Below are 23277 nucleotides of genomic sequence, written 5' to 3' on the forward strand. Positions count from 1 at the left end.
AAGCGAGTGACCCGCGGGGCGACATGGTCCGGAAAAAAGACAGGAAACGCTTGACCTCACCGACCCCAATCAGAGAAGCCTGCTAAGGAAACAGGCGGTGGAAACCTGCTTGGCTGCTGTGGAAGCCGACATGCCCGCTCAGGAGGCCCGCAGGACATTCGAGGCGAAGAGAAAATGTTCCTTGTAGGGTCTCCGGCGCAATTCGGCAGCGTTACATTCAACGGCTTGCTCCACCACCAAAGGCCATTCGGAGCCCGAGGCCGACAATGAAGAAGCCCGCGATCCGCTGGTGCCAAAGCCTTACGCGGGGACGCGCCGTGATCCACGTCCCTATGCTGCCCGAAGCCATGGCATAAGTGCCCAACACGAGCACGCCCGTCAATTTCTGAGTGGCCCCCAGCAACAAGAGTTGGAGCGTAATAGAGCTTCCATGCGGGTCCACGAACTGGGGCAGGCACGCAACCATGAAAGTGATGGGCCAAGGATTGATTAGATTGGCGATCATGCCTTCGCCTGCCGCCGCAAGGTGCCCGGGCGACCTCCCATCGTGCTGGGCAGGGACATGCGCGGCTGTGAAAATCAGCCGAAGCCCGAGCCAAATGAGATAGGCCGCTCCCATCCATTGGAGCGCAGCGAACGCGAGCGGTGAAGCTCTAATGAGAGTAGTGAGGCCAAGCGCGATAAGGGGCAGTTGCACCATGCCCGCTCCGACGGTCATCCCCAGCACAGTGAACAGCGCAACTCCACGCCCCTGCCCAATTCCGCGCGCCATCACAAGCATGCTGTCCGGCCCCGGTGGCATCTGCAGTGCGATGATCGTTCCGACGAATGCTATCCAGAGGCCAGGATGCACGGAATGTTCCTCTCGAACGCCGATGACTGCAACTAGGATGCGTGCACCGCTGGTCAACGGCAGCACATCGTGACCTTGTCTGACATGCAGGCGGTCTTTCGGCGGGATCGTGCGCTGAAAGAACGGAAGACGTTCGCGGGGAAAACGGCCGCAGTGCCGATATAAGGCATCATCGAAAGCTCCAACGCTGGCGCTGTCTGCTTGGCCATAGCGCGTGCAAGGGTGCGAGCGAAGGCGCCAGCTGCTCTTCCATGCGCTGTCGCCAAGCGCCAAGGAGTTGCGTTCGCAATCCAGGCCCCGATCAATCTGAAATGCGGCTACTATCGGAGGAGCCATTTCGAACAGACCAGCGAGGGATTGATCGAACAAAACCGGCTCGACATACCGTGCCTTCACTGCCTGAGAGTCCGCGGCATGCAGCCAGGACCAATCGGCGAAACACGGCTTGTCCGCACAAACGAGCAAAAAGAGCACGCCACAACAAGCTGGCTTATGCCGTCCGGCTGATCCGCCTCTGACGTTTGGCATTATGACTTCGGCTGAGCCAGAGCTCGGGTCGCTGGGCCGTTAAGTACCGTCCCGTCCGGCGCGAACTGCGAGCCATGGCAAGGGCAATCCCAGCATTGCTCGGTGGAATTCCAGTGCACGATGCAGCCAAGATGTGTGCAAGTGGCTGACCGCCTGTGCAACTTGCCGGCGCGGTCGCGGCACACGGCGAGTTTGCTCAAGCCGTCCTGAAGGACGCCGCCTTCGCCGGGCTTGAGATCCCTGGCCGATTTGATCTGGCCGGGTAGCAAGTAACCGGCGAGATTCTTCACGGTCGTGAGGTTCTCATTGATGTAATGCGTAAAGGCAGCGGGCGGCGTCCGGTCGGGAGCATAGACGGCTTCCCAGGGATTCGATCCGTCGACGATCAGATCGCGGATCAGGCGCCCGGCCAATGCGCCATGCGTCATGCCCTGGCCGGAGTCGCCGGTGGCGATGAAGACGTTGCCGTTGCCCGGGCTGCGGCCGATGAAGCCACAATAGTCAATGGTTTCGAGAACCTGACCTGACCATCTCGCTCTTTCCGCACCAAGATCGGGCACCAGCGCTCTGATCCAGGCCTCGAGCGCCGCAAAGCGCGCCTCGCCATCGTCCGTCTCGCCCGATCTATGATCGCGACCGCCCGCAATGAGACAGTCGGTCTTACCAGACCCGCGGCTGAGGCGGACGTAATAATAGGGGTCGTCCATATCCCAGTAGAGCGCGTCCGGGAGAATTCCCCCGGCGATCTCGAAAGCCATCGCATAGGTGCGATAGGGCGCCATCTTGCTGTGGATTTTGACCCAAGTGTTGATCGGAGAGTTGGTTGCAAACACCGCGTTCAAAGCCGTGATGGTTGAGCCGCTGTCGCATTTGAGGCGAATTTGCTTCCCCTCCTTGATTTCGACGACGGCGCTGTCGGCGAAGGCCTTGCCGCCTCGCTTCTTGAAATCAGCAAGCAGGGCGCGCAGGTACTTCAGCGGGTGGAAAGTGGCCTGGCCCGGATAGCGCAGGACGGGCGCCGATTCATGACCCTTGAGCGGCACGCCCTTGCCACGCTCGACTTCGACGCCCGTCTTTGCCGCAGCCGCATACTCTTCGTTGCATCGTCTGGCGGCCTCCTTCTCGTCCATCCATGCGGCGGGGAAAAGGAACCCCTCCAGTCGCCGGAAATCGCAGTCGATTTCCAGGCTGGCGACATGCTGTTCGATCCGGTCGACCGCGGCTCGCTGGCTTGCCTGAAAGCCGCGCGCCAGAGCTTCGCCACGCATCTCGACCAGCGCGCTCAACCCGTCGTCGCAGATGGGCGCCAGATGGGCGGTCGTGCGCGAGGTCATGCCGCCGAGCAAGGGTCCACGATCCACGAGCACCACTTTGCGTCCCGCCAGTGCCAGTTCGTAGGCAACCGAGATCCCGGCGATGCCAGCCCCAATCACGGCCACGTCGCATTTCTCGTTTTGCTCAAGACGGGGAGCGGTGGGCAAGCTCGCGTCAAGCGCCCACAAAGATTTCGTCGCTTCGCCGCTGACGTTCATCGCGCTCTCATCGGAACGAAAACGGATGAAGGGGATATCTGCCGACGACAATCAGGTTCTGCGTGTCCGACAGCTTCCATCATTTAAGTGCTCCTGAGCGTTCCGTTCATCCCGTTGGGGTAGAAACCGCCCTTGCTCACTCCGGGTTGATCAGTCAGATAGACAATGCGCAGCACCTCTTGCGGTGTTCTTGTGAAGGCGATCGCGTCTGGCGTCGAAGGAACGAAGTTGGCTTTGCCGTCGACATAGATGCCTTGGTCCTTGTCGTCAGGCCCGTCGATCTTGTCCCGCGCGTCGGAAATGGCATTGGCAGCCTTCCAGGCCTTCTCGCCCATGCGATAGAGCGAAGACCGCGCCATTCCCATGTGGTAAGCTTCGACCGCGAGAATACCAGCTGCAGCAGCCAGGAACTGCTTGTTCTTTAGAACGGTTGTCGCTCCAGCGTAGGCCGTTACACCCACATCCTCAAACAGCATGCCGCCGAGCACGAAATTCATCTGGTTGCCAAAGGGGTCGAAATCCGCACTCAGGCCCGCAGCCTTCGCGACTGCAGCAAAGCCGGCATCAAAATCGATTGCCGGCCGGTCGACGGCGTCCGACCCAAGCGTCTTGCGATAAAACCTAACATGGGCAAGTTCGTTTTCCGCGACTTCCCGCATGAATTCACCGAGCGCGGGCGTTTCGAAGGAAACTTGTTTGCCGCCAACGACATCGCCGGGCTTGGAACCGGCATCTGAATCGTCGATGCCTTTTCCTGTGGTACCCCGAAGATAGTATTCCGCCTCCATGTATTCGAGGTTGAGTGCAAAGCGGAAAATGTCTTCGTCCTTGACGCCATCCTGCGCAAAAGCAGGCGAAGCCGGAGCAAGGCCGATGGTCGAAGCGAGGGTTGCTCCCAGGCCAATTTGCAGTGCCCGGCGGCGACAGACGTGAAGCGAAGGCGTGACATCGATCATAGCTTCCTCCCAAAGCCCGCCTGGCCATCGTTTTGGCCCCAAGAGCGAGCCGTCCAACCAAACTTCGCTAAATGCCTAATGTTCCGAGAAGACCCAGATCTCCCGCCCCAGAGGCAAGGCAGGTCGTCGAGGCGCTATCCTTTCGAAATGGTCAGGCTGCGATCAGCATGGTGGCTGCGTCCGACCGCGTGGAACAGGTAACTGCTCATCCACTTTCGGCTCTTACACCCCAGCGAGCCCTGTCGCGCATCCACTCAATGGTGATGCTGCCGATCAGTCTCGCAACTCAATCGGCTTGAACAGCGACGCAGGAACAACGGCGCTGGGCAATCGCCGACGAAGCACGCCATCCATTCACGACCACCGAAGCCGGACTTAATGTTCGTCTTCGGTGGTTGGCAGCGCTATTTTAGCTGCCCATCTTCTTGGCCATTGCGCAAAATTCCGCATGCGCCTTGTTAAGCGTGGTGTCGCCACAGTCTTTCAACACCGCCGTTCGTTCGTCGGGTTTCATGGCCGTCCACGCGGTCTTGAAATCCTTTTCGGACCTCAATGTCTTCATACCGGCATCGGTGAAGAACGGCGACATTTTGGCAGGATCGTCGAGCGCGGATGTGCCGGTTGTGGAACCAGCCATCGCAACACCCCCCATCGATGCGAGCGCGATTGCAGCAACGAGAAGTTTCATGCTCATTTTAACCTCCTTCAGGTCAACAAGCTTGTCGTGACTGCACGAAGCAACGTGCGCTTGACACACCTGGTTCCGGCGTCGATAACGTATATTTTAGCAACGTCTTGCTAGCGAAAAGCTTGACCGGAGACGGCCTCGCCTGACGTTTCATGACGGCCAGGGCGCGCACTTAGGCAAGCCTGATGCAGACGGCTCCCATACAACCCACGAGGGTCTAAACCTCATGGATTTGACCGCTTCAAGAGTTCGGCGCAGCTCGCTCTCTATGGCGGGGCTTTTCGTCCTCTTCAGCTACTGGTCGTCGTCGTGCGGAGGCTTCTAGCCCTTGAGGGAACGGGCTTGGCCGACCGGTGTGGAACGCCTTCGCGCAGCCCACAAGGTGTGCTGGCGCGATAGGGAAGCCGGCACGCTCTAAACCTTTGGGGACGCAGGCCGCGTCGGCTTGCTGGGGCTTGAGGGGACATCCAGCGATGGCATTTTGAGTAAAACTTAGCAATGACTCGATTAATCCAATGGCAGTGAGCAGGGTCGGGAACATTTCAGCTGAGTTGCATGTTTCAATCACAATCACGACCATGAGCGATTTGAATGGCGCGAAAACCGAAAGTCGGAGATGAGATCACGCTATCGGCCACCATCCTGAAGGTGATGGAGGACGGCGTTTCGAGCGTTAGTGTGCCGACCTATAATTTCCCGCTTGCCATCGACACGCCGCAGAAGGCCAAGGTAGGCCAGAAAGTCGAAATCAGTGGTTTCGCCACGCGCGTCGATCAAGAGGACGGCAAAGTCACCGTTCGTATCGACGGATGCGGTCTTGTCACTGTCGATATTGATTCCATTGCCGAGGTCTCAGCGACATCGCGGGTAACCGTGCGCGAGTAGCTCGCGCAACCTCACTACGCGAAACCACGATAGGGCGGTGACGAAGGCACGTTTAGTTTGTGCCTGCGGCGTGTCCCAACGCCTACCTGGGAACTTCTCGATCGCTGCCTACGAGCCGAATGCGATGGAGGCTATGGGTAACGCGGTCCGCGCAGGACAGCCTTTCTATTATGCCTAACCTCCTGAACAGCCTCAAGCCCCTGGAACTTTCCGAACGATTGAGTCTTATTGCCCACCAAAACAATGACGGGCCCAGCCAAGGCGCCGCGACACAGGCGCGGTAAACTCCGCACGTATCGAGGGGCAGATTCCACGACAACGCACCGCTTGCCGTCAGCCGGGTAACTTGCGTGCCTGGACCAGTCTCGCGCAGGAGAGTTGCCGCATAATGCCCAGCGGCAGCTTTGGAACGAAAACCTTCATGGAGAATTGTTACTTCGTCTCAGCACCTTTTAAAGGAGGTAGTTATGGGTCGAGGTATCTTGCTTTGGTTGCTTGGAGTGCCGATCCCAATCATCATTCTGATTATGCTTCTTGCGCGGTAGGGGGTGAAAATGGGAACCGTGGTTTCATCGACAGACATCACGCCGGTCACTGAGTCATCCTCATCGGCCGTCAGCTGGGGGCCGATCGTCGCGGGCGCTTTCGCGGCCTCGACGCTGACGGTTATTCTGATGCTGGTCGGCTCCGGTCTAGGACTGACCATGGTTTCGCCCTGGACCGGAGCGAGCGCTTCGACCACGACCTTCGCGGTTTCGGCGGCTGCCTGGCTTGTCGTCGTTCAATGGCTATCAGCTGGCTTAGGCGGCTATCTCACCGGCCGGCTGCGCACCAAGTGGGTAAATGTCCACACTGACGAAGTCTTTTTTCGTGACACCGCGCATGGTTTCCTTGCGTGGGCGCTGGCAACATTGCTTGTTGCCGGCGTGCTGGGCTCGGCTCTTTCGGCGGCGCTGGGCACGGGTGTGCAGGCTGCCTCCTCCGTGGCGTCAGGCGCCGCGACGGGGGCAACGACAGCAGCCGCCAATGCGGCTACGACAGGTGCCCCACCTTCTGGCATCTGGACCGGCTATTTTGTGGATTCTCTGTTCCGCGCGGCGACCCCCGCCGCAGCGCCCGCCAATGAACAGAACGGCGCCACCGCTACGGAACAGGCGACGCGAATCCTGCTGGCGGGGGCGGCAAATGGCCAGATATCGCCTGAGGACAAGGCCTATCTGGCGCAACTCGTCGCCGCCCGCACAGGCCTGTCGGAGGCCGATGCGAAGGCTCGAGTGGATGCGGTGATCGCCAAAGTCGACGACACCAAGGCCAAGGCCAAGCAGGCGGCCGATACAGCAAGGAAAGCCACTGCGTCCTTCGCACTTATAGGCGCATTGTCGATGGTTGTCGGCGCCTTCATAGCCAGCGTTGCAGCAGTGTACGGTGGCAAGCAGCGCGACGAGGAGGAAGCCCTCGTTCTGACCCGTTGAAGTCCGGATCGCATCGGCCGGCGGCGGGTTTGGCGTCACGGCTCAATTTATGCCGGACGAACCAATGAGGTGATCGAAGCCGAGGAGCAATGAGGCGACGTCACTGACGATGATCTTTATCGGATTGACGGGCAATCGCGACCTACTGCTGGGGCATGCCATCGCTCAGAACGGGCCAAGATTCATTTGCCTGAAATACGCGACCGCGCTGGGTGCAGTCGGCGCAGCGGCGACGATCGTGCCGTCTTGCTGGTCGCGCTCTCACGTGGGAAAAAACTCACGATCGAACGCACAGGCGGGTGATGATCGTGCGGCATCTCTCCGTCCCAGTGCTATGCGGCCTAGCGGTCGCGGGGTGTTCTGGCAGCAGGACGCACGGCAGGTGCCTGGTGGACGGGTTTCTCTTCCTGTCCACCTTGCGATCCTATCAGATTTTCCGCTTGGCCAGCAGCGTTGTGAGCCAGTCCGGATCCATTTCCGGTACGGACGACAAGAGCCTTTCGGTGTAAGCCGGATGCGGCGGCGTAAGAACTTCGCTCTTCAAACCCTGCTCAACGACTTTGCCCTGGTGCATGACGACAATTTCGTCGGCTATCGCCCGTACGGTGGCAATGTCGTGAGTGATGAAGAGGTAGCTCATGCCGAAGTCCTTTTGCAGGCGCATGAGGAGCTTTAGGATTTCCTCCTGCACGATCTGGTCGAGCGCGGACGTAATCTCGTCGCAGATAATGAGATCCGGATCGGCCGCAAGCGCCCGGGCAATGCAAACGCGCTGTTTTTGGCCACCCGACAATTCGGCCGGCAGTCGGTCCAGGTAAGCTTCGCTCATCTCGACCATATGCATAAGTTCGCCGATCCGGCGATCCCGCTGCGCGCCGCTAAAGCCGAGGTAGAATTCAAGCGGTCGCGCTATGATGTCTTCGACCGTCTGGCGCGGATTTAACGCGTTATCAGGCGTTTGATAAATCATCTGTATGCGGCGCAGGACCTCCTTCGGGCGCATCTTCAAGCTCTTTGAAAAGGGCTGGCCGGCAAAAGAGATCGATCCCGAAAGCGATGGCAGAAGGCCGGTGACGACCCGAGCGAGGGTCGACTTCCCGGAGCCGGACTCGCCGACCACAGCCACCGTTCTTTCGCGTGGAACTTTGATGCAGACATCCTGGAGCACTTTGACGGTTCGGGCATAGGCCGCGGTAACGTGGTCTATCGTCAGCAGATACTCTTCGGCCGCAACTTCGGGCTTCGCGAGCTTGCGCACAGCCCACAGTGTTTTGGTGTATTCCTGGGCAGGCGCAGCGAGCATCTGCCGTGTTTCAGCCTCCTCCACAGTGAGCCCGTCGCGCAAAACCATAATGCGGTGCGCCATTTGCGCTACCACCGCCAGGTCATGCGTCACGTAGATTGCGGCCGTATTGAATTCCTCCACGATGTTGCGAATGGAGGCAAGAACTTCGACCTGCGTCGTCACATCGAGCGCGGTCGTTGGCTCGTCGAACACTATGAGGTCCGGACGACAAGCCATAGCCATTGCGGTCATTGCTCTTTGCAACTGCCCGCCGGAGACCTGATGAGGATAGCGAAAGCCTATTGTCTCCGGGTCTGGGAGCTGAAGACGTCGATAAAGATCGACGGCGCTCCGGTTTGCCTCTTCCCGGCTGGCAATTCCATGCGCCACCGCAGTTTCGACGGTTTGTTCCAACAGCCGGTGGGCCGGGTTGAAAGAGGCCGCCGCGCTTTGCGCGACATAGGCGATGCGGGAGCCCCTGAGGCGACGGCGCACTGTTTCACTGACTGCCAGAAGATCAATCCCGTCGAACAAGATCGAGCCTTGTGTGATCCGGCAGCCCGGCTTGGCATAACCCATTGCGGCAAGGCCAATGGTGGACTTGCCGGCGCCTGACTCGCCGATCAGGCCCAGAACCTCCCCCCGCTTCAGCGTCAGATCGATCCCGCGCACAATGGGATGCCACCGCTCGTCCGAGAACCCCTCCACATGCAGATTGCGGATCTGCAGTAGATCCTTTCCTTTTTCGCGCGGGCCTGGACCGCTATTTTTCATCCCGCAACCCGCTTGTTGCGTGCAGGAACCAGTCCACGACGAAATTGACTGACACCGTAAGGAGAGCGATCGCGCCGGCCGGAAGGAGCGGCGTGACGTCTCCGTAAGTGATCAGGGTTGCGTTCTCGCGCACCATCGAACCCCAATCGGCGGTCGGTGGCTGAATACCGACGCCGAGAAAGGACAGCGCCGCGATGGTGAGGAATACGAAGCAAAATCGCAAGCCGAACTCTGCGACCAGCGGCGGCATTACATTGGGAAGGATTTCCTTGGCGATGATCCACCTCGCGCCTTCGCCGCGCAATCGCGCCACCTCCACATATTCCATCACGGCCACGTTAAGCCCAACGGCGCGAGAAAGCCGAAAGACACGGGTGGAATCAAGAAGGGCAATGATCACAATCAGGCTGGTGATCGACGAGCCGAAGATCGACAGCAGCACCAGCGCGAAGATCAGACTTGGGATTGACATCAACACGTCCACCGCACGCGACAATATCTGGTCGAGCCATCCCCTGTGCAACGCGGCAAGAAGACCGAGCGAGACGCCAACCGCGAAGGACAGCAACGTGGTCGCGACTGCAATAGCGATGGTGTTGCGCGCACCGTAGATCAAGCGGGTGAGCATGTCGCGGCCGAGCTGATCGGTTCCCAATTTGAACTCCTGGCTCCACGGCGCGAAGGCTTCGCTGAAGACCTGAGTCTCCCCGTATGGCGCGATCCAATGCGCGAAGACCGCAACAAAAACGTAGCCGACGATCACGACGATCCCGAACCATGCGCTGAAGGGTGCCTTCTTCAGGGCCGTTTTCGCTCGGGTGGCACGCGAGCGCCTCAGCCTTTGAATCGCCGCGATAGGTTCGAAGCTGGTCATCGTGGATGCAAGAGCCTGGGGTTGGTGGCGATGGAGATAATATCGGCTATCAGATTGAGCAGGATGTAGGTCGCGGCGAAAATCAGGGCGCAGGCCTGAACGACCGGAACATCCCTGGATTTCACTGCATCAACCATCAACTGACCGATGCCGGGATACACGAACACGACCTCGACCACGACCACTCCAACGATGAGATACGCCAGATTGAAGGCCACCACGGTGACGATGGGAGCCCAGGCATTGGGCAGGGCATGCCTCAGCACGATCACCATCGGGGACATTCCCTTGAGGCGCGCCATATCGATGTAGGGGCTTGCCAGCATGTTGATGATGGCCGCTCGGGTCATGCGCATCATATGGGCCACGATGACGAGCGTAAGGGTGATTGCCGGCAGGGCCACTTTCCAGACGTGATCCCAAAACGGCGTCTGCTCGTTCACATTCGACAATGTCGGAAATTTGGGAACAGCATTGAGTGCCCAGCCCAGTGAGGCTGCCAGCCAATGCGGCAGCGATTGAGCGAAATCGGATCCGATGAACGTGTCGCGCGAGATGACCAGGTAGGCCAGCATATAGGCGACGAAAAACTCCGGGAACGAGATGGTTGTCAGCGTCACAGCATTCACCAGCCGGTCGAACCAGCCGTTGCGGTACAGAGCGGCAAGAATGCCAAGCCCCAGGGCCAGCGGGACTGCGACCAGCGCAGTCACCGCTGCGAGGAACATCGTATTGTATAGCCGTGGCGCGATGATCTCGGCCACGCTACGCCGGTATCCGGTGCGGCTCGCAAACGAGGAGCCGAAGTCACCGTGGAGCATCTGCGCGACCCAGACAAAATAGCGTTCGACAGGTGGACGATCGATGCCGATTTCTCGCTGGAATGCGGCGACCGTTTCGGACGTCGCCGATTGCCCGAGCGTGGCCTTGGCGAAGTCGCCGGGGAGCATCGCGATCGCAGAGAAGATAATGATGGACACGATGAACAAAGTAATCAGGCCGAGCCCAAGCCGCTCCAGAACTGTTCTTGCGACAGGGGTCATGGGCGTGCGTTTCCTGTTTGGGCGGCAGCCCTTGCAACAGCCAGGGAAGCCAACCGGAGCCTCACAGTCAACGCGGCTCCGGCCCGCCATCTCATGCAGTGGCGATCCACCAGCGTTCGGCCATTTTCAGTCCATCGTTCTCCCAATTGGGCGCCACTTCGCCGTGTGCGAGCTTTTTGGATTGAGCGCTGACGAAATTGTTGAAGACCAGCACGATGCTGCCGCCATCATCGTGGGTTAGCTGCTGCATCTCCGCATACATCGCCGCTCGCTTCACCTCGTCCGTCTCGGCGCGCGCTTGGACAAGCAATTCGTTGAAGTGGGGATTTTTCCAGAACGACTCATTCCAGCTGGAGTCCGCGGCGAAGGCTTGGGTGAACATCCAGTCGGCCGTCGCTCGACCGCTCCAATAGGAAGCGCACCAGGGTTTCTTAAGCCAGACATTGTCCCAATAAGCGTCCTCGGCCTCACGCACGACATTTACGTCGATGCCACATTGGGCTGCCGTCTCGCGAATGAGCGAAGCCGCGTCCACCGCGCCTGCAAAAGCGGCATCGGCGACCGAGAGATCCACTTTCAGGTTCTCCATTCCGGCCTTTTTCAGGTAGTGCTTGGCTTTTTCCGGATCAAAGCTGTGCTGCGGTTGCGGATCCTTGGCGAACTTGATCGCTGGCGCGATCGGGTTGTCGTTGGCCACGGTGGCGTGGCCGAGAAAGATCTTGTCGACGATCTCCTGACGATTGATCGCCCATTTCAGGGCCATTCGCACGTCCGGATTATCAAACGGGGCCATCGTGACATTCATCGGCAAGGTATAGTGACCGTAGCCAGTGACTTCGACGATTTCCACCTTGGGATTGCGTTTGAGCATGCCGAGAGTCTTCAAGTCGGCGCGGCCGATATAGTCCACCTCCCCCGTAGACAATGCCGCCATGCGAGCGGCAAGATCTGTAATGGCGATGAACTCCACCTCGTCGAGGTATGGTTTGCCGTTCTTGAAGTAGTTCGGATTGCGCTTGAGTTTGGCCGAAACGCCGGGCTGGAAGTTCTCGATTACGAAAGCGCCCGTGCGAACGCCTGAGGCCCAATCCGCCTTGCCGTCCTTGGCTGGCATGATGACCAGATGGTAGTCACTCATAATGTAAGGGAAATCGGCGTTGCCGCTCTTAAGCGTGAAGACCACCGTTTCCGGGCCGTCCGCCTTGATCTCGGCGACGGACTCCAACAGCGACTTCGCCGCCGATTTGGTGTCCTTGCCCATATGATATTGCAATGAGGTCACGACGTCATCCGCCGTCACGGTCTTGCCGTTGTGGAAGGTTGCGGCTTTGCGCAGCTTGAAGGCCCAGTTTTTGGCCCCATCCGAAGATTCGAAGCTCTCGGCGAGGTCCGGTTGGACATTGCCTTTGGCGTCGACCTCAGTGAGGCTGTTGGACAGCGAGCCCGAAAATGCGGTTTGTGTGAACGTATCGGGGTAGCCGGCCGGATCGATCGAATCCGTCGTCGCGCCGTGAGCCATGCCGAGCTTGGCGAACCCGCCCTGCATCGGTTCGGCCCGCGCCGTGCTCACGAACAGCTTGTCGGCGGCGGCGACGGTCAGGCCAGCGGCCAGGCCAAGATGAATGAAGTCGCGGCGGGAAACATTGCCGCCACCGATCAGGCTTCGAGCGATACCAAGCTTGTATTCAGATTCTGACATTCGACTCTCCCATTGCGGAGTTCTCCGCGTTATTTCTCGTCAAAACACCTGCAAATCTGCTAGTTTGCTGCGGCCACCTTTCCTTCGAATTTTCCAATCCCAATCGGTTTTGCGCCAATCAGGCCGTCACATAGATGCCGCCGGCCTCCACGGTGACTGGAAATGTGCGAGCGCGAACGGTCGGATCGACCAAGGCCTCACCTGACTTGATGTCGAATTCCCAGCCGTGCCAGGCACATCGGACGATCTCGTTTTCGCGATGATAGATGAATTGCGCCTGTTCGACGGGCGCGGTCGTTCCACACTGCGGTCCCTCGCAAAGTGGAGCGCCGCGGTGCGGACAAACATTCAGCAGCGCGTGGAATGAATCCCCGACGCGGAAAACGCCAACCGAAAGGCTGCGGATCTTGGCGATAAAGGGAGACCCGGATTCGATTTCGTCGACGCGGCAGATGTAGGTCTTTTCGGGCATCACATGGTTCCTCAGGCGGCATTCGCCGCTTGCGCGCGCGGGATGCGCTTGTAGACCTCCAGCGCATTCAGTCCCATGATCTTGCTCTTCCAGGCAGGAGGGATCTGCAGCGTGTTTGCATCGTCGTAATCCCAGTGGGGATAATCGGACGCAAACATCAGCGTATTTTCGCCGTCCATCGCCTCAAGCGTGGACCACAGATGCTGGATGTTTGCGGGCTGTTCCAGCGGCTGCGTGGAAAAGCGGATGTTGCGCCTGCAATATTCCGACGGCAGCATCTTCAGCCATGGCGTCTCCTTGCGCAGCGCTTTGTAGTCGGCGTCCAGGCGCCAGAGTACCGATGGGACCCAAGCGACGCCGCACTCGATGATCACGAAATAGAGGTCCGGCCATTTCTCGAAGACGCCATGCGCGATCATGCTGGCCACGTGCGAGATTGCCGACATGTGGAGGATAGCGTGGGTCTCCCAGAAGAACGTCGTTGGGGCAGGAGCGATGGCAGTTGAATTCACTCCGCCATGGCCGCCCAGATGGATGGCGAAGGGCAATCCTACTTCAGCGCAGGCTTCGTAAATCGGGTGGTAGAACGGGTCGCCATACGGCTTGACGGATCCTTGGGAAGCGAGCACCTGCACCATGCGCGGGTGATTGCCAAGGCGACGTATTTCGGCGGCGGCGAGCTTTGGATCTTGTGGCGCGATGATGATCGAGCCCATGAAACGGTCGTCCTTCGGCAGCCACTGATCGATTTGGTAGTCATTGTAGGCGCTGACCAAGGCGCTGGCATAATAGGGGTTGGCGAGGGTTGACGCCTCGATCGGCTCATCACCCGTCAGGATCGCCACGTCGATCTTGTACTTGTCGAGGTGCTTCTCTTTCATAATGAGATAGTTATCGGCTTCGGTTTTCGGACGGACGTCCTTGCGGGAGAAATCCTGCGGATGAAACCAGGGACGATGGCCGTGGGGGAAGGCCCCAACGGGACCTGTCTTCTCGCCTTCGACGAACATGTCCTTCCAGAGGCCGGAAAGGTAGGGCTGCAATACCGTGGCGCTTGACCAGTAATTATGACAATCGCAGTCGATTATAAACACTTTGTTCCGCTCCGTAGCCTCGTCCGGCGATGCTGCCGGATCGCTGACTGGTGCAGCTTCCGCCTTGGCTGTCGTTTGATCAAGCTTATGAAACGTGCCAATATGATCGAGTTTTTCGATCGAGGGTTCAATGCAGCTTGATCACATCGAAACCTTTCTCGATATCGTCGAGTCGAGAAATTTCAATCGGACCGCGGATCGGTTGGGCCTGACCCAATCGACGATCAGCACCCGCATCAAGAACCTGGAGAGCGCAATCGGGTCCGAACTGTTCCAGCGTGGACGCGCCGGGGCAGAGCCGACTGCCGCGGGACGCCGGTTCGAAGCTTACGCCAGGTCTCTGCTCTCGACCTGGTCGCAAGCTCGCCACGACGTACGCGCGTTCAACCGTTTCGAAGGCACCTTGCGCGTTGCCGCCCAAGTGGGCATGACCCGCTCAGTCCTACCCGGGTGGGTCGAGACACTGTGCCAGGTCCTTCCGAAGTCCTCGATTCATATCGAGTCGGATTACTCGAACCAGATGGTCAGCGACTTGAGCATGGGAAACCTGGATATCGCGGTGCTTTATGCCCCTCGCTACTTGCCCGAGATCGCCTACGAGCACCTGATGGTCGAGGAATATGTGATGGTTTCGACTGCCGCCAGAACGCTGTCGGATGTTGATCCTGACACCTACATCCGCCCAGGCTACACCGTTCTGCTGGAGAAAACGCACGCGGAGCTGCTGGCTCAATTGGCGATCTGTCGACTTTCGACCGGATCGGAAACGCTGGCGGAGATCATGCTTCGGCGAACGGGCGGCACTTGCTACATGCGTAGCGATGATGCGCGCCGGTTCACCGCCGAGCTTCCATCGTTCCTCGTTGAAGGAGCGCCGACGCTGCACCAGCCAGTTCACACGGCAATACTGGCACGTCGCAAACACGAACCGATCATTCGCAAAGGCATCCGAGCTCTCCATCTCGCCGTTATGTCGCTGGAAGTTTAATCGAAATTGCCGATCATAACGTTGGGTTTATACTGCTGTTTTATGGGATAAGAACTGGCATGTTCGCTCGACCGCAAAGCCGAGCCGAACAATGAACGCATACGCTTCCATCCAAGCATCCGATATCGTGCCCACGTCGCGTCAGCGGCAATGGACACAAAAGACGCGAGATGTTGTGCTCTGCCGTCGCGTAATCAACGAGACGCACGATGTGAAGACATTCGTTCTCACGTCTGCCGCAGATCGGATGTTCTGCTTCAGCGCCGGCCAGTATGTTCTCGTGCATCTCAGGATTAACGGTGCCGCGATGACGCGCTCCTACTCTGTATCATCACCGCCGACTCGACCGCTTGATCTTCAGATCACGGTGAAACGAACGCCAGGCGGGCTTGCTTCCAACTGGCTCCATGACAATGTGAGGCCAGGCAGCGAGATCGAGATCGAAGGGCCGCTCGGTTCGTTTAATCTTGATGAGTTGCCGGCTCAGAAACCCGTTTTCCTTTCGGGCGGTAGCGGCGTGACTCCGGTTATGTCCATGCTGCGTGCACTTACCGATCGCGCGGATGACAGGGAGATCCGCTTCATTCACAGTGCGAGAACGCCAGGCGACATCGTCTTCCGATCGGAACTGGAAGCACTTGCCGCTCGCTTTCCCAACGTTCAAGTGACTTTGATTTGCAGTCAGGGAGGTCCCGCTTGGACGGGTTCAACCGGCCGAATGGGTGGTCGGATGCTGCTGAGCCTGGTTCCCGATCTCCTCAAGCGCACCGTTTTTGCCTGTGGGCCCGAAGGATACATGAAGACGGCACGCGCCTGTCTTGACGCAATTGGCCTCCCGCCGGCCCAGTATCACGAGGAGAGTTTCGGAGGCAGCAACGGTTCGCGTTCGGAAATGGGTTCAGCGGTTCCGTCTTCGGTCCGTTTCGCCCGCTCGGGCCTGGAGTATCAATGCACGCCCGGAGAGACCCTGCTGGAGGCGGCACGGAATTGTGGCATCTACATCCCGACCGCTTGCCAGCAGGGCGTTTGCGGAACGTGCCGAATAGCCAAACTATCCGGCGAAGTTGCGATGGACGACCTAGGCGGACTGAACGCTGAAGAGAAGTCGGCCGGCTATGTCCTGGCATGTTGCAGCCGCCCACAAGGAACGGTTTTGCTCGACATTTAACTGAGTGTCATCGAGCATTGAAGACGGCCGAGGCACGCATTGGCATCCATGGTGCTTCAAAACAAGAAACCGCCGCTGTCGTCGAGGTGGGCGTCGGGCCGCCCCCTCTCTGCCTCAGTTTCCGGTTTGCCAACCGCGCACCTGTGGACGCGAGTGTCAGATCGAGGGCAGTCCACGGGAGCGCCTGAATGTCCGCTTCTTACAACCCGCACTCGAAGCTGCCAGTCCGTTTGTGACGTCGGCGTGTCCGCCGCGCAGCTCCCGTGTTTAGCGGAGCGGCGGACACATGACGGTGCTCAGGCGGCCAAGGCCCTCAGGCTCTCCTTCTTGTGCTCACGCAGATGATCCATGTTGAGATAGCGGGTCGCCTCGAGCCAGTTCTCGTGGATCTCGACCGCCAGCGCCCGAACCAGCCGCAGGCAACTCTGCGGGTTGGGGAAGATGCGCACGACCAGGGTGCGCCGTTTGATCTCCTGGTTCAGCCGCTCCAGCATGTTGGTCGATTTCATGTGCTTATGATGGGCAAGCGGCAGCCGATAGAAGCTCAGCGTCTCCTCGATGTTGTCCTCCACCCAGTTGACCAGCTTCGGATATTTGGCCTGCCATTTGGCAATCCGCCCTGAGCCCCAAATGGTCGTCGGAGACGACGAACTCGACGCCGGCGAGCCCGCGATTCTTGAGCCCTGTCACGAACTCGCGCCAACTCGAATGGCTCTCCCGGTTGGCCAGCTCCACCCTCATTGGCGAGGAGCGGTATCCGTATTCCTCCATAAAGGGGCATGGAGACCAGCCTTGAACTGAACCGCCCCATGAAATCGTGCATTCAGATCGCGCGCGAACAGCTCGCCCTGCTCGAAACGGCCGAACAGCTAGAGATTGAGGGCTTCAAGGAATTAGTCGAGGGCAGTTCTCTCATTACCGACGAGCTCTACCGACGGGCGACCACCAACTGCTATATTCATGCCGATGAAGCGCGCAGGCTGGGTATCGTCGCCGACGTGCTTGGATAGGACGGTTCACCGCTTATGGAGACGCCGAACGGCTCGGCCGTACGCATGTCGAAATTGTCGGATCTTGCGGAGGCATTCCTAACTAAGAGGTCGACCGCTTCAGCAGTGAGACGCCATCATCAGCCCCATTGCTACGGCTTCTCCGGACGTCCCATTTGTCACGCGTGAGCTTGTTCGTTCCCGATCGAAATACACCCCAAGGAACAATCAACCCGCAACTCCGTTGGACAGATTGCGTCAGGAGAATGCTGTTGCGACATATGATGTTGGGAGCTCTGGCCGGCCTTGCGGCATCGGTGGCGATGACCAGTGCCATGCGGCGATCCCATGGCTTGCTGAACGAGACGAGTCGCTACCCGTTGCCGCCCCGCGAAATTGTCGATCGCCTGAACTTCGGGGGCGATGAAGGGCAGGCGCGAGCGAATACTCTGTTGGCTCACTTCGGCTTCGGCGCCATGACTGGCGCTGTTTTCGCCATTTTGCCTCGGCGTCGCGGCAGCGGCACACTCTTTGGCCTCGGCGTGTGGGCGGCCAGTTATCTGGGTTGGATTCCTGCAGCGGGAATTCTTGCCCCCGCATGGCGTCATCCTGCAGGGAGGAATCTGCTGATGATCGCTGCGCACATGGTGTGGGGTACCGTGCTCGCGAAATCGCTCAGCGAGTTGGAAGCCGCCGAAGCCGAAGCGTTCGGCAGGCCTTCGGACGCCGAACTGTCAGTCTTGGAAAGGCGAGAGAGAGGACCTGGTCGATGAAGCCGGTCCCGTTTTGGCTCGATCGAGAGCCCGAGATTTCATTCGGCGCCTTGCAGGGCAACCATGACTTCGAAGTCGTAATCGTCGGCGCGGGCATCGTGGGCCTGCACACTGCCTGTCTGCTGCGTAGCTCGGGTCTGAAGGTCGCGGTTCTTGAGGCGCGCCAGATCGGCCAGCAGGCCACCGGCCGCTCGACCGCCAAGGTCACATCCCAGCATGGGCTCAAATACGCTTCCCTCATTCGCAATTTCGGCCGCGAAGGCGCGAAGCTTTACGCCGACGCGAATGAAAAGGCCAAGGAGGAGATCGCTGCACAGTGCTCCCTTATGGTGGATAAGGCCAAGCTGGAAGCCAAATCTGCCTTCATCTATGCTGAAGACGAACAACAGGCGGATAGGTTACGCCGTGAGGCCGACGCCGCCGCATCGCTTGGATTGCCCGCCGAATTCCTGTCCGATGCGGAGCTGCCCGTGAGGGCGACGGCAGCGCTCCGTTTTTCGGGCCAATATCAATTCGACCCGTATCTTTATATTTGCGGGCTGGCCCGCCTGGTGAGCGAGAGCACCATTTCCGTTTTCGAGAACAGCCGCGTTGTTGAGATTGCAGGCGACGGGCCTTATCAGTTGACTCTGGCTGGCGGTATTGTGACCGCCGGTAAGGTCATCGTCACCACGCAGATGCCCATCATCGGAGACGGACTCTTCTTTGCCAAGGCCTTCCCATTTGCGCATCCGGTCGCGGCAGCATCACTGGCCGAACATGCAACAGTGGACGGCATGTTCATCAGCGCCGGCAGCCCGTCTCATTCGTTTCGCACAGCGAACCGTGACGGCAAGCGCTTTCTTGTGGCCGCCGGCGGCGAATTCAAGACCGGAGACCGCGAGGCTGCGGATCGCGCCGTCGCTGACATGCTGGCCTTCCTCGAGACAACATTCGCTATTAACCAACCGTCGCACCTTTGGATAAACGAAGATTTCCGGTCGGTGGACGGAATGGCCTTCGTCGGCGTGGCGAGTTCTTCAAAACCGGACCTTCTCGTCGCCACCGGTTTCGACGCCTGGGGCATCACACAAGGCGCCGTCGCAGGGGAAATCCTTGCGTCGCAGCTTCTCGGCCAACCCCATCCTGCGGCCGAGATCTTCGACGCGACCCGTATCAAGCCGCTCGGCGGCGGGCCGACGTTCATATCGGAGAACGTCAAGACGGCTACTCATCTGGTGGCCGAACGGCTCCTGGGTTCAAGAACGGTGGATATCAACAAGATCGCCCTCGGAGAAGGCGGTGTGGTCGAGCACGACGGAGAGCAACTGGCGATCAGGAAGGCGCACGACGGTACGGTCACCGCCCGCTCCGCAATCTGTACGCATCTCGGCTGCGTCGTCGGGTGGAACCCGGTCGACCGGACGTGGGACTGCTCATGCCATGGGTCCCGCTTCGATGAAGCTGGTGAGGTTCTTTCCGGCCCCGCAACGAGACCGCTCGAGCCGCGGGCGTCGCCAAATGCCGGGCACGCGGAATGAGGGTCCTGGTCACCGGCGCGTCGGGTCTGATTGGAGCCGCGCTTTGCGCGCGCCTGGCGGCCGAGGGACATGACGTCGTTCGTGTGCTCCATCGCCCCAGTGTTGGCCCGTTCACAGGGCCCACTCCCATCCTGCTAGACATGGCAAATGCGCTGCGGGCGCAGGACTGGATCCATCATCTTGCCGGTGTCGATGCCGTTGTGAACTGCGCCGGCGTTCTGCAGGACAGCCTTCGTGAGAATACCCAGCACGTCCATGCAGGCGGCGCCTCGGCACTCTTTGCCGCGTGTGAACAGGCACGAGTGAAAAAGGTCATCCACTTCTCGGCTATCGGCGTCGATCGCCAGCAGCCATCCGCTTTCTCCGCCAGCAAGCTTGCTGGCGATGAGGCCATGATGGCGCGCGATATCGACTGGGTCATTCTGCGCCCTTCGGTTGTGTTGGGGAGGCCGGCGTTCGGCGCAAGCGCGCTTTTTCGTGGTCTCGCTGCTTTGCCACTATTGCCTGTGATGCCCGACGCTGGTCGTCTTCAGGTCGTACAGCTAGACGACGTGATCTCCACCGTTCTCTTCTTTCTCAGGCCCGACAGCCCAACGCGCCTCACTCTGGAGCTGGCTGGGCCTGAAGCGCTTTCTATGAACGAGGTCGTTGCCTGCTACCGCCATTGGTTCGGATGGGACAGCGCCCGGGAATTCATCCTGCCCAATTGGGCCGCAGCAATCCTATACCGGGTTGGGGATGCGGCGGCTCAGCTCGGCTGGCGTCCGCCGATGCGCAGCAATGCCGCAAAGGAGATCGCGCGGGGCGCGGTCGGTGATCCCCAGCCGTGGATAGCGGCGACCGGCATTCAACCGTCAAGTCTTGCAACCGCTCTCAGCCTTCATCCTGCCACGGTGCAGGAACGATGGTTCGCTGGTCTCTACCTCGTCAAGCCGGCGATCTTCGTCGTGCTACCCTTCTTCTGGATCATGACCGGCATCATTTCCCTCACCACCGGCTGGCGCAGCGGAGTTGAGTTGCTGATTGACACAGCAGTCGGCGCGCTGGCCGGACCGGCCGTCGTCGCCGGGGCGCTGGCAGACATGATCGTCGGCGTGCTGATCGCCTGGCGCCCGACCAGCCGGCTTGGTCTCTTCGGTGCAATCGCGGTGTCGCTTTTCTATGCGACCGCTGGGAGCATTCTGCGGCCGGAGCTCTGGAACGACCCGCTCGGCCCGCTGATGAAGATCCTGCCGATTTTGGTTCTGCATTTTGTCGCGCTGGCGATCCTGGAGGAACGCTGATGGTCTATTTCGTGCTCAAGTATCTGCATGTCATCGGTGCGGCTGTGCTGTTGGGGACTGGCGCCGGCATTGCCTTTTTCATGCTCGTGGCACACCGGACCGGTAACGCCGGGACCATCGCGGCTGTCGCCCGCATCGTCGTACTCGCCGACTTTCTGTTCACGGCTACGGCCGTTATCGCGCAACCTGTGACCGGGATAGCTCTCGCCCAGTATGCGGGGTATTCGCTTGCTGAAGGATGGATCGTTCTTTCGATCCTGCTCTATCTTGCCATCGGCCTGCTCTGGCTGCCCGTGGTGTGGATGCAGATCGAGATGCGCAATCTCGCCATAAAGGCCGCGACGTCCAATCAACCCCCGCCTGAGCGTTACAGTCAGTTGTTCAGGCTCTGGTTTGCCTTCGGCTTTCCAGCCTTTGCGGCTGTGCTCGCCATCTTCTGGCTGATGATTGCGCGCCCGCCAATCGAGTGGCTGGCCTTGTAGCCCCGTCGCCGCTTTACCGCGGCAACCGACCTCACCCAATGTCGTTGCGCATGTCAGGGGAAACTCCGGCCTGATCACCGCTCTCTCGTAAGTTCGGCGAAATCAACTCTCGGCAACCAGCACGCCTTGCGCATCGCTGCTCCTACTGCCCATCCTATCGGTGCTTCGCCGCGCGGCAACGCGTCCTGCCACAGATCCTCGGTCGATCGTCGACATTCAGCGGCAACGGCATCCAGGCTCGGATACGCAGTCCACCCACCGAGCGAAGCCGTCCCTTGGCCTGATATTCCAGAGTGTATAGCTGTTCGGCCGGCGACCCCGTCAGTTGTGGCTACGCCGCTCAGTTTGGTCCATCCCGAACTGAGCGACCTGGACCATCATCACCTTTGCCTTTGCGACGAGTTCATCATCCGTAAGCGTCTGATCGGCCTGCAGTGTGACGGTGATGCACTCGCCTCCCTCCCCGCGAAATTCGACGACCGGAGCCTGGTCCCGGCTGACGACAGCTTCTATCATCTGCATAGAAAATCCTCCTGCCATTGTGGGAATGGCGACCAGTTGGGAGCAAGACCGAAGCTCCACCATCCCTGTTTTAGTGATGACGTCTGGCTAATCCTTGACATAGGCTCCAGGCCGACGGCCGCGCCTCGGCGCCTTGGCGTCTTTTGAGTGCTCCGCAGCCGCTGGACCTGCGCCGGAGATTTTCTCCGTGGCTGGCGAAGGTGTGGCTTTCTTTGAACTGGTTCTGCCGCCGGATTTTTTGGGGGCGGATGACATGCCAACCGGAGAATTGTCTGTAGAGGTCATGGCTTGATCCCGAACGCTGCAAAACTCCATAGGTAACCTGGGACATGGCTTGAAGTTCCATGCGCCTGCATTTCGCGAAGGAGCAAAGGTTCAGCGCACGTATGGCTATGTTTCCGAATATGGAGGCTCTGCCGAGGGCCTTTGTGGACGTTTGGCGATGAACGCAAAGCGGCAGATGTCTTGATGCGATTCCAGACGAGAACGCCCAGCGAGCTCTTGAGCCTTCTCAGGGCGCCTCAGCAACGGGTTGAGTTCGCGAAACGGACGGCAAAACGCGAAGCTGCTCGGCAAACACATAGCTTCGCGGGGCACGTGCTGCCCGGGACGCAGGCGATGCCGACGCGAAACAGTGACGATCTCCGCCAACGGCGCAGTCGTCTACAGAGATGCTTCCGCAACTCCAGACTGCCGGCGATCCCCGGGTGAAGGGCGGCACGGACCGGCAAGAGACCGCCAACGCAGGCCGCGGCGGCTCTGACATCTGTTCTGCGACCCGGCCGTTCAGGAACAATACCTGCGTTTGCAAGCTTGAACGGGATCGCTGACTGCGATGGCACAGTCGCTGAGCGGCATCATCGCTGGCGACGAGGTCATGAAGGGATCGCTTGCAAGCTATACGTTCGAGTATATGGAAATCGCCTCCTACACGATCCTTATCGTCGCTGCGAAATCGCTCGATGAAACGGAAGGCGCGCATGTTTGCGAGGAGAACCTGCGCGAGGAAGTCGCGATGGCGGACTGGCTGAAAAACCATCTTCCCGCGACAACCAAGCAGTTCTTTACTCGGGCTGATACAGAGAGCGAGAACGCCAAGCGTTGATCTACCGCCGAGGTTGCTTCGATCGGCTGACGGAGCGCGACCGGCCAGTATGGTGCGGCGGGACCTACCTGCCGCGCTGAGCGGGTTGAACAGGATTGGGAGATCTATGACGGCAGGACGATCCATGGGAGCAGATGCTACCCCATGCATGAATGTCGACAACGCGCCGCGCCAGATCGCCTGCGCCGTCAACTTGCTTCGGCGATCTTGCTGAGAAAAGCTGCCAAGCTCTGCTGCGGATCCTCATCGTCCCCAGCCACGACGTTGAGCCCCCAGCGTCCGAGGACCGCCT

At 59.5% G+C, this 23277-nt stretch carries 21 protein-coding genes and 2 pseudogenes; 11 read left to right on the forward strand and 12 right to left on the reverse strand.

What is annotated here, in order from left to right:
- Positions 1-76: 76 nt before the first annotated feature.
- Positions 77-187 (forward strand): annotated as a pseudogene (locus NKI20_RS33835) (hypothetical protein); the annotation flags it as partial.
- A gap of 30 nt (positions 188-217) precedes the next feature.
- On the opposite strand, the gene NKI20_RS30300 reads toward NKI20_RS33835, so the two are convergent.
- From NKI20_RS30300 to NKI20_RS30315, 4 genes are all read right to left on the reverse strand, one after another.
- On the reverse strand, positions 218-1327 hold the full coding sequence (locus NKI20_RS30300) for a LysE family translocator (RefSeq protein WP_352837469.1): 1110 nt from the start codon (positions 1325-1327) through the stop codon (positions 218-220).
- A 53-nt stretch (positions 1328-1380) separates the two neighbouring features.
- On the reverse strand, positions 1381-2913 hold the full coding sequence (locus NKI20_RS30305) for an FAD-dependent oxidoreductase (RefSeq protein WP_352837472.1): 1533 nt from the start codon (positions 2911-2913) through the stop codon (positions 1381-1383).
- An 83-nt stretch (positions 2914-2996) separates the two neighbouring features.
- Positions 2997-3869 (reverse strand): ferritin-like domain-containing protein, encoded by an 873-nt coding sequence (locus tag NKI20_RS30310; RefSeq protein WP_352837475.1) that lies wholly within the window; start codon positions 3867-3869, stop codon positions 2997-2999.
- Between the two features lie 409 nt (positions 3870-4278).
- Positions 4279-4563: a hypothetical protein gene (locus NKI20_RS30315; protein ID WP_023758508.1), complete on the reverse strand. Its 285-nt coding sequence runs from the start codon at positions 4561-4563 to the stop codon at positions 4279-4281.
- 585 nt (positions 4564-5148) lie between these two features.
- Between NKI20_RS30315 and NKI20_RS30320 the strand changes: the two genes are divergently transcribed.
- Both NKI20_RS30320 and NKI20_RS30325 read left to right on the forward strand, forming a co-directional pair.
- On the forward strand, positions 5149-5442 hold the full coding sequence (locus tag NKI20_RS30320) for a hypothetical protein (RefSeq protein ID WP_352727370.1): 294 nt from the start codon (positions 5149-5151) through the stop codon (positions 5440-5442).
- Positions 5443-5996: 554 nt separating this feature from the next.
- Entirely contained in the window at positions 5997-6914 is a 918-nt protein-coding gene (locus NKI20_RS30325; RefSeq protein ID WP_023758506.1) for a membrane protein, read from the forward strand.
- A 427-nt stretch (positions 6915-7341) separates the two neighbouring features.
- On the opposite strand, the gene NKI20_RS30330 is transcribed toward NKI20_RS30325, so the two are convergent.
- The 6 genes from NKI20_RS30330 to NKI20_RS30355 all read right to left on the reverse strand — a co-directional run bounded on the left by NKI20_RS30330 (position 7342) and on the right by NKI20_RS30355 (position 14155).
- Positions 7342-8973: an ABC transporter ATP-binding protein gene (locus NKI20_RS30330; protein ID WP_352837479.1), complete on the reverse strand. Its 1632-nt coding sequence runs from the start codon at positions 8971-8973 to the stop codon at positions 7342-7344.
- Entirely contained in the window at positions 8963-9847 is an 885-nt protein-coding gene (locus NKI20_RS30335; protein ID WP_352837482.1) for an ABC transporter permease, read from the reverse strand. Before NKI20_RS30335 ends, NKI20_RS30330 begins: the two co-directional genes overlap by 11 nt.
- On the reverse strand, positions 9844-10890 hold the full coding sequence (locus NKI20_RS30340) for an ABC transporter permease (RefSeq protein ID WP_352837485.1): 1047 nt from the start codon (positions 10888-10890) through the stop codon (positions 9844-9846). Before NKI20_RS30340 ends, NKI20_RS30335 begins: the two co-directional genes overlap by 4 nt.
- 91 nt (positions 10891-10981) lie before the next feature.
- A complete protein-coding gene (locus NKI20_RS30345; protein WP_023758501.1) occupies positions 10982-12589 on the reverse strand; it encodes an ABC transporter substrate-binding protein in 1608 nt (535 codons plus the stop codon).
- A 118-nt stretch (positions 12590-12707) separates the two neighbouring features.
- Complete coding sequence (locus tag NKI20_RS30350) at positions 12708-13061, reverse strand: Rieske (2Fe-2S) protein (RefSeq protein ID WP_023758500.1); 354 nt, start codon at positions 13059-13061, stop codon at positions 12708-12710.
- Between the two features lie 11 nt (positions 13062-13072).
- The gene (locus NKI20_RS30355) at positions 13073-14155 is read right to left on the reverse strand and encodes an amidohydrolase family protein (protein ID WP_031259925.1); all 1083 of its coding nucleotides are present in this window, start codon (positions 14153-14155) and stop codon (positions 13073-13075) included.
- 130 nt (positions 14156-14285) lie between these two features.
- Here NKI20_RS30355 and NKI20_RS30360 point away from each other — a divergent pair, with 130 nt between their 5' ends.
- A complete protein-coding gene (locus NKI20_RS30360; protein ID WP_023758498.1) occupies positions 14286-15143 on the forward strand; it encodes a LysR family transcriptional regulator in 858 nt (285 codons plus the stop codon).
- Positions 15144-15234: 91 nt separating this feature from the next.
- The gene (locus NKI20_RS30365) at positions 15235-16311 is read left to right on the forward strand and encodes an FAD-binding oxidoreductase (RefSeq protein WP_352837490.1); all 1077 of its coding nucleotides are present in this window, start codon (positions 15235-15237) and stop codon (positions 16309-16311) included.
- Between the two features lie 296 nt (positions 16312-16607).
- Here NKI20_RS30365 and NKI20_RS30370 read toward each other — a convergent pair.
- Positions 16608-17064 (reverse strand): annotated as a pseudogene (locus tag NKI20_RS30370) (transposase); the annotation flags it as partial.
- 26 nt (positions 17065-17090) lie between these two features.
- Between NKI20_RS30370 and NKI20_RS30375 the strand changes: the two are divergent.
- The 5 genes from NKI20_RS30375 (at position 17091) to NKI20_RS30395 (ending at position 21358) form a co-directional block, all read left to right on the forward strand.
- Complete coding sequence (locus NKI20_RS30375; RefSeq protein WP_084025303.1) at positions 17091-17321, forward strand: hypothetical protein; 231 nt, start codon at positions 17091-17093, stop codon at positions 17319-17321.
- Between the two features lie 260 nt (positions 17322-17581).
- The gene (locus NKI20_RS30380) at positions 17582-18073 is read left to right on the forward strand and encodes a hypothetical protein (protein ID WP_502898177.1); all 492 of its coding nucleotides are present in this window, start codon (positions 17582-17584) and stop codon (positions 18071-18073) included.
- Entirely contained in the window at positions 18070-19593 is a 1524-nt protein-coding gene (locus NKI20_RS30385) for an FAD-dependent oxidoreductase (protein WP_352837496.1), read from the forward strand. The genes NKI20_RS30380 and NKI20_RS30385 overlap by 4 nt, the downstream gene beginning before the upstream one ends.
- Positions 19590-20876 (forward strand): SDR family oxidoreductase, encoded by a 1287-nt coding sequence (locus NKI20_RS30390; protein ID WP_352487754.1) that lies wholly within the window; start codon positions 19590-19592, stop codon positions 20874-20876. The genes NKI20_RS30385 and NKI20_RS30390 overlap by 4 nt, the downstream gene beginning before the upstream one ends.
- Positions 20876-21358 carry a DUF2269 family protein gene (locus tag NKI20_RS30395; RefSeq protein ID WP_023758491.1) on the forward strand — a complete coding sequence of 161 codons (483 nt, stop codon included), beginning with the start codon at positions 20876-20878 and terminating at the stop codon, positions 21356-21358. Before NKI20_RS30390 ends, NKI20_RS30395 begins: the two co-directional genes overlap by 1 nt.
- Before the next feature lie 321 nt (positions 21359-21679).
- Here NKI20_RS30395 and NKI20_RS30400 read toward each other — a convergent pair whose 3' ends face one another.
- Positions 21680-21880 (reverse strand): hypothetical protein, encoded by a 201-nt coding sequence (locus tag NKI20_RS30400; RefSeq protein WP_023758490.1) that lies wholly within the window; start codon positions 21878-21880, stop codon positions 21680-21682.
- An 835-nt stretch (positions 21881-22715) separates the two neighbouring features.
- Here NKI20_RS30400 and NKI20_RS30405 point away from each other — a divergent pair.
- Entirely contained in the window at positions 22716-22985 is a 270-nt protein-coding gene (locus tag NKI20_RS30405; RefSeq protein WP_050589503.1) for a DUF892 family protein, read from the forward strand.
- Positions 22986-23277: the final 292 nt, after the last annotated feature.

This window comes from Mesorhizobium sp. M0830 (assembly GCF_040319965.1).
Lineage (GTDB): Bacteria > Pseudomonadota > Alphaproteobacteria > Rhizobiales > Rhizobiaceae > Mesorhizobium.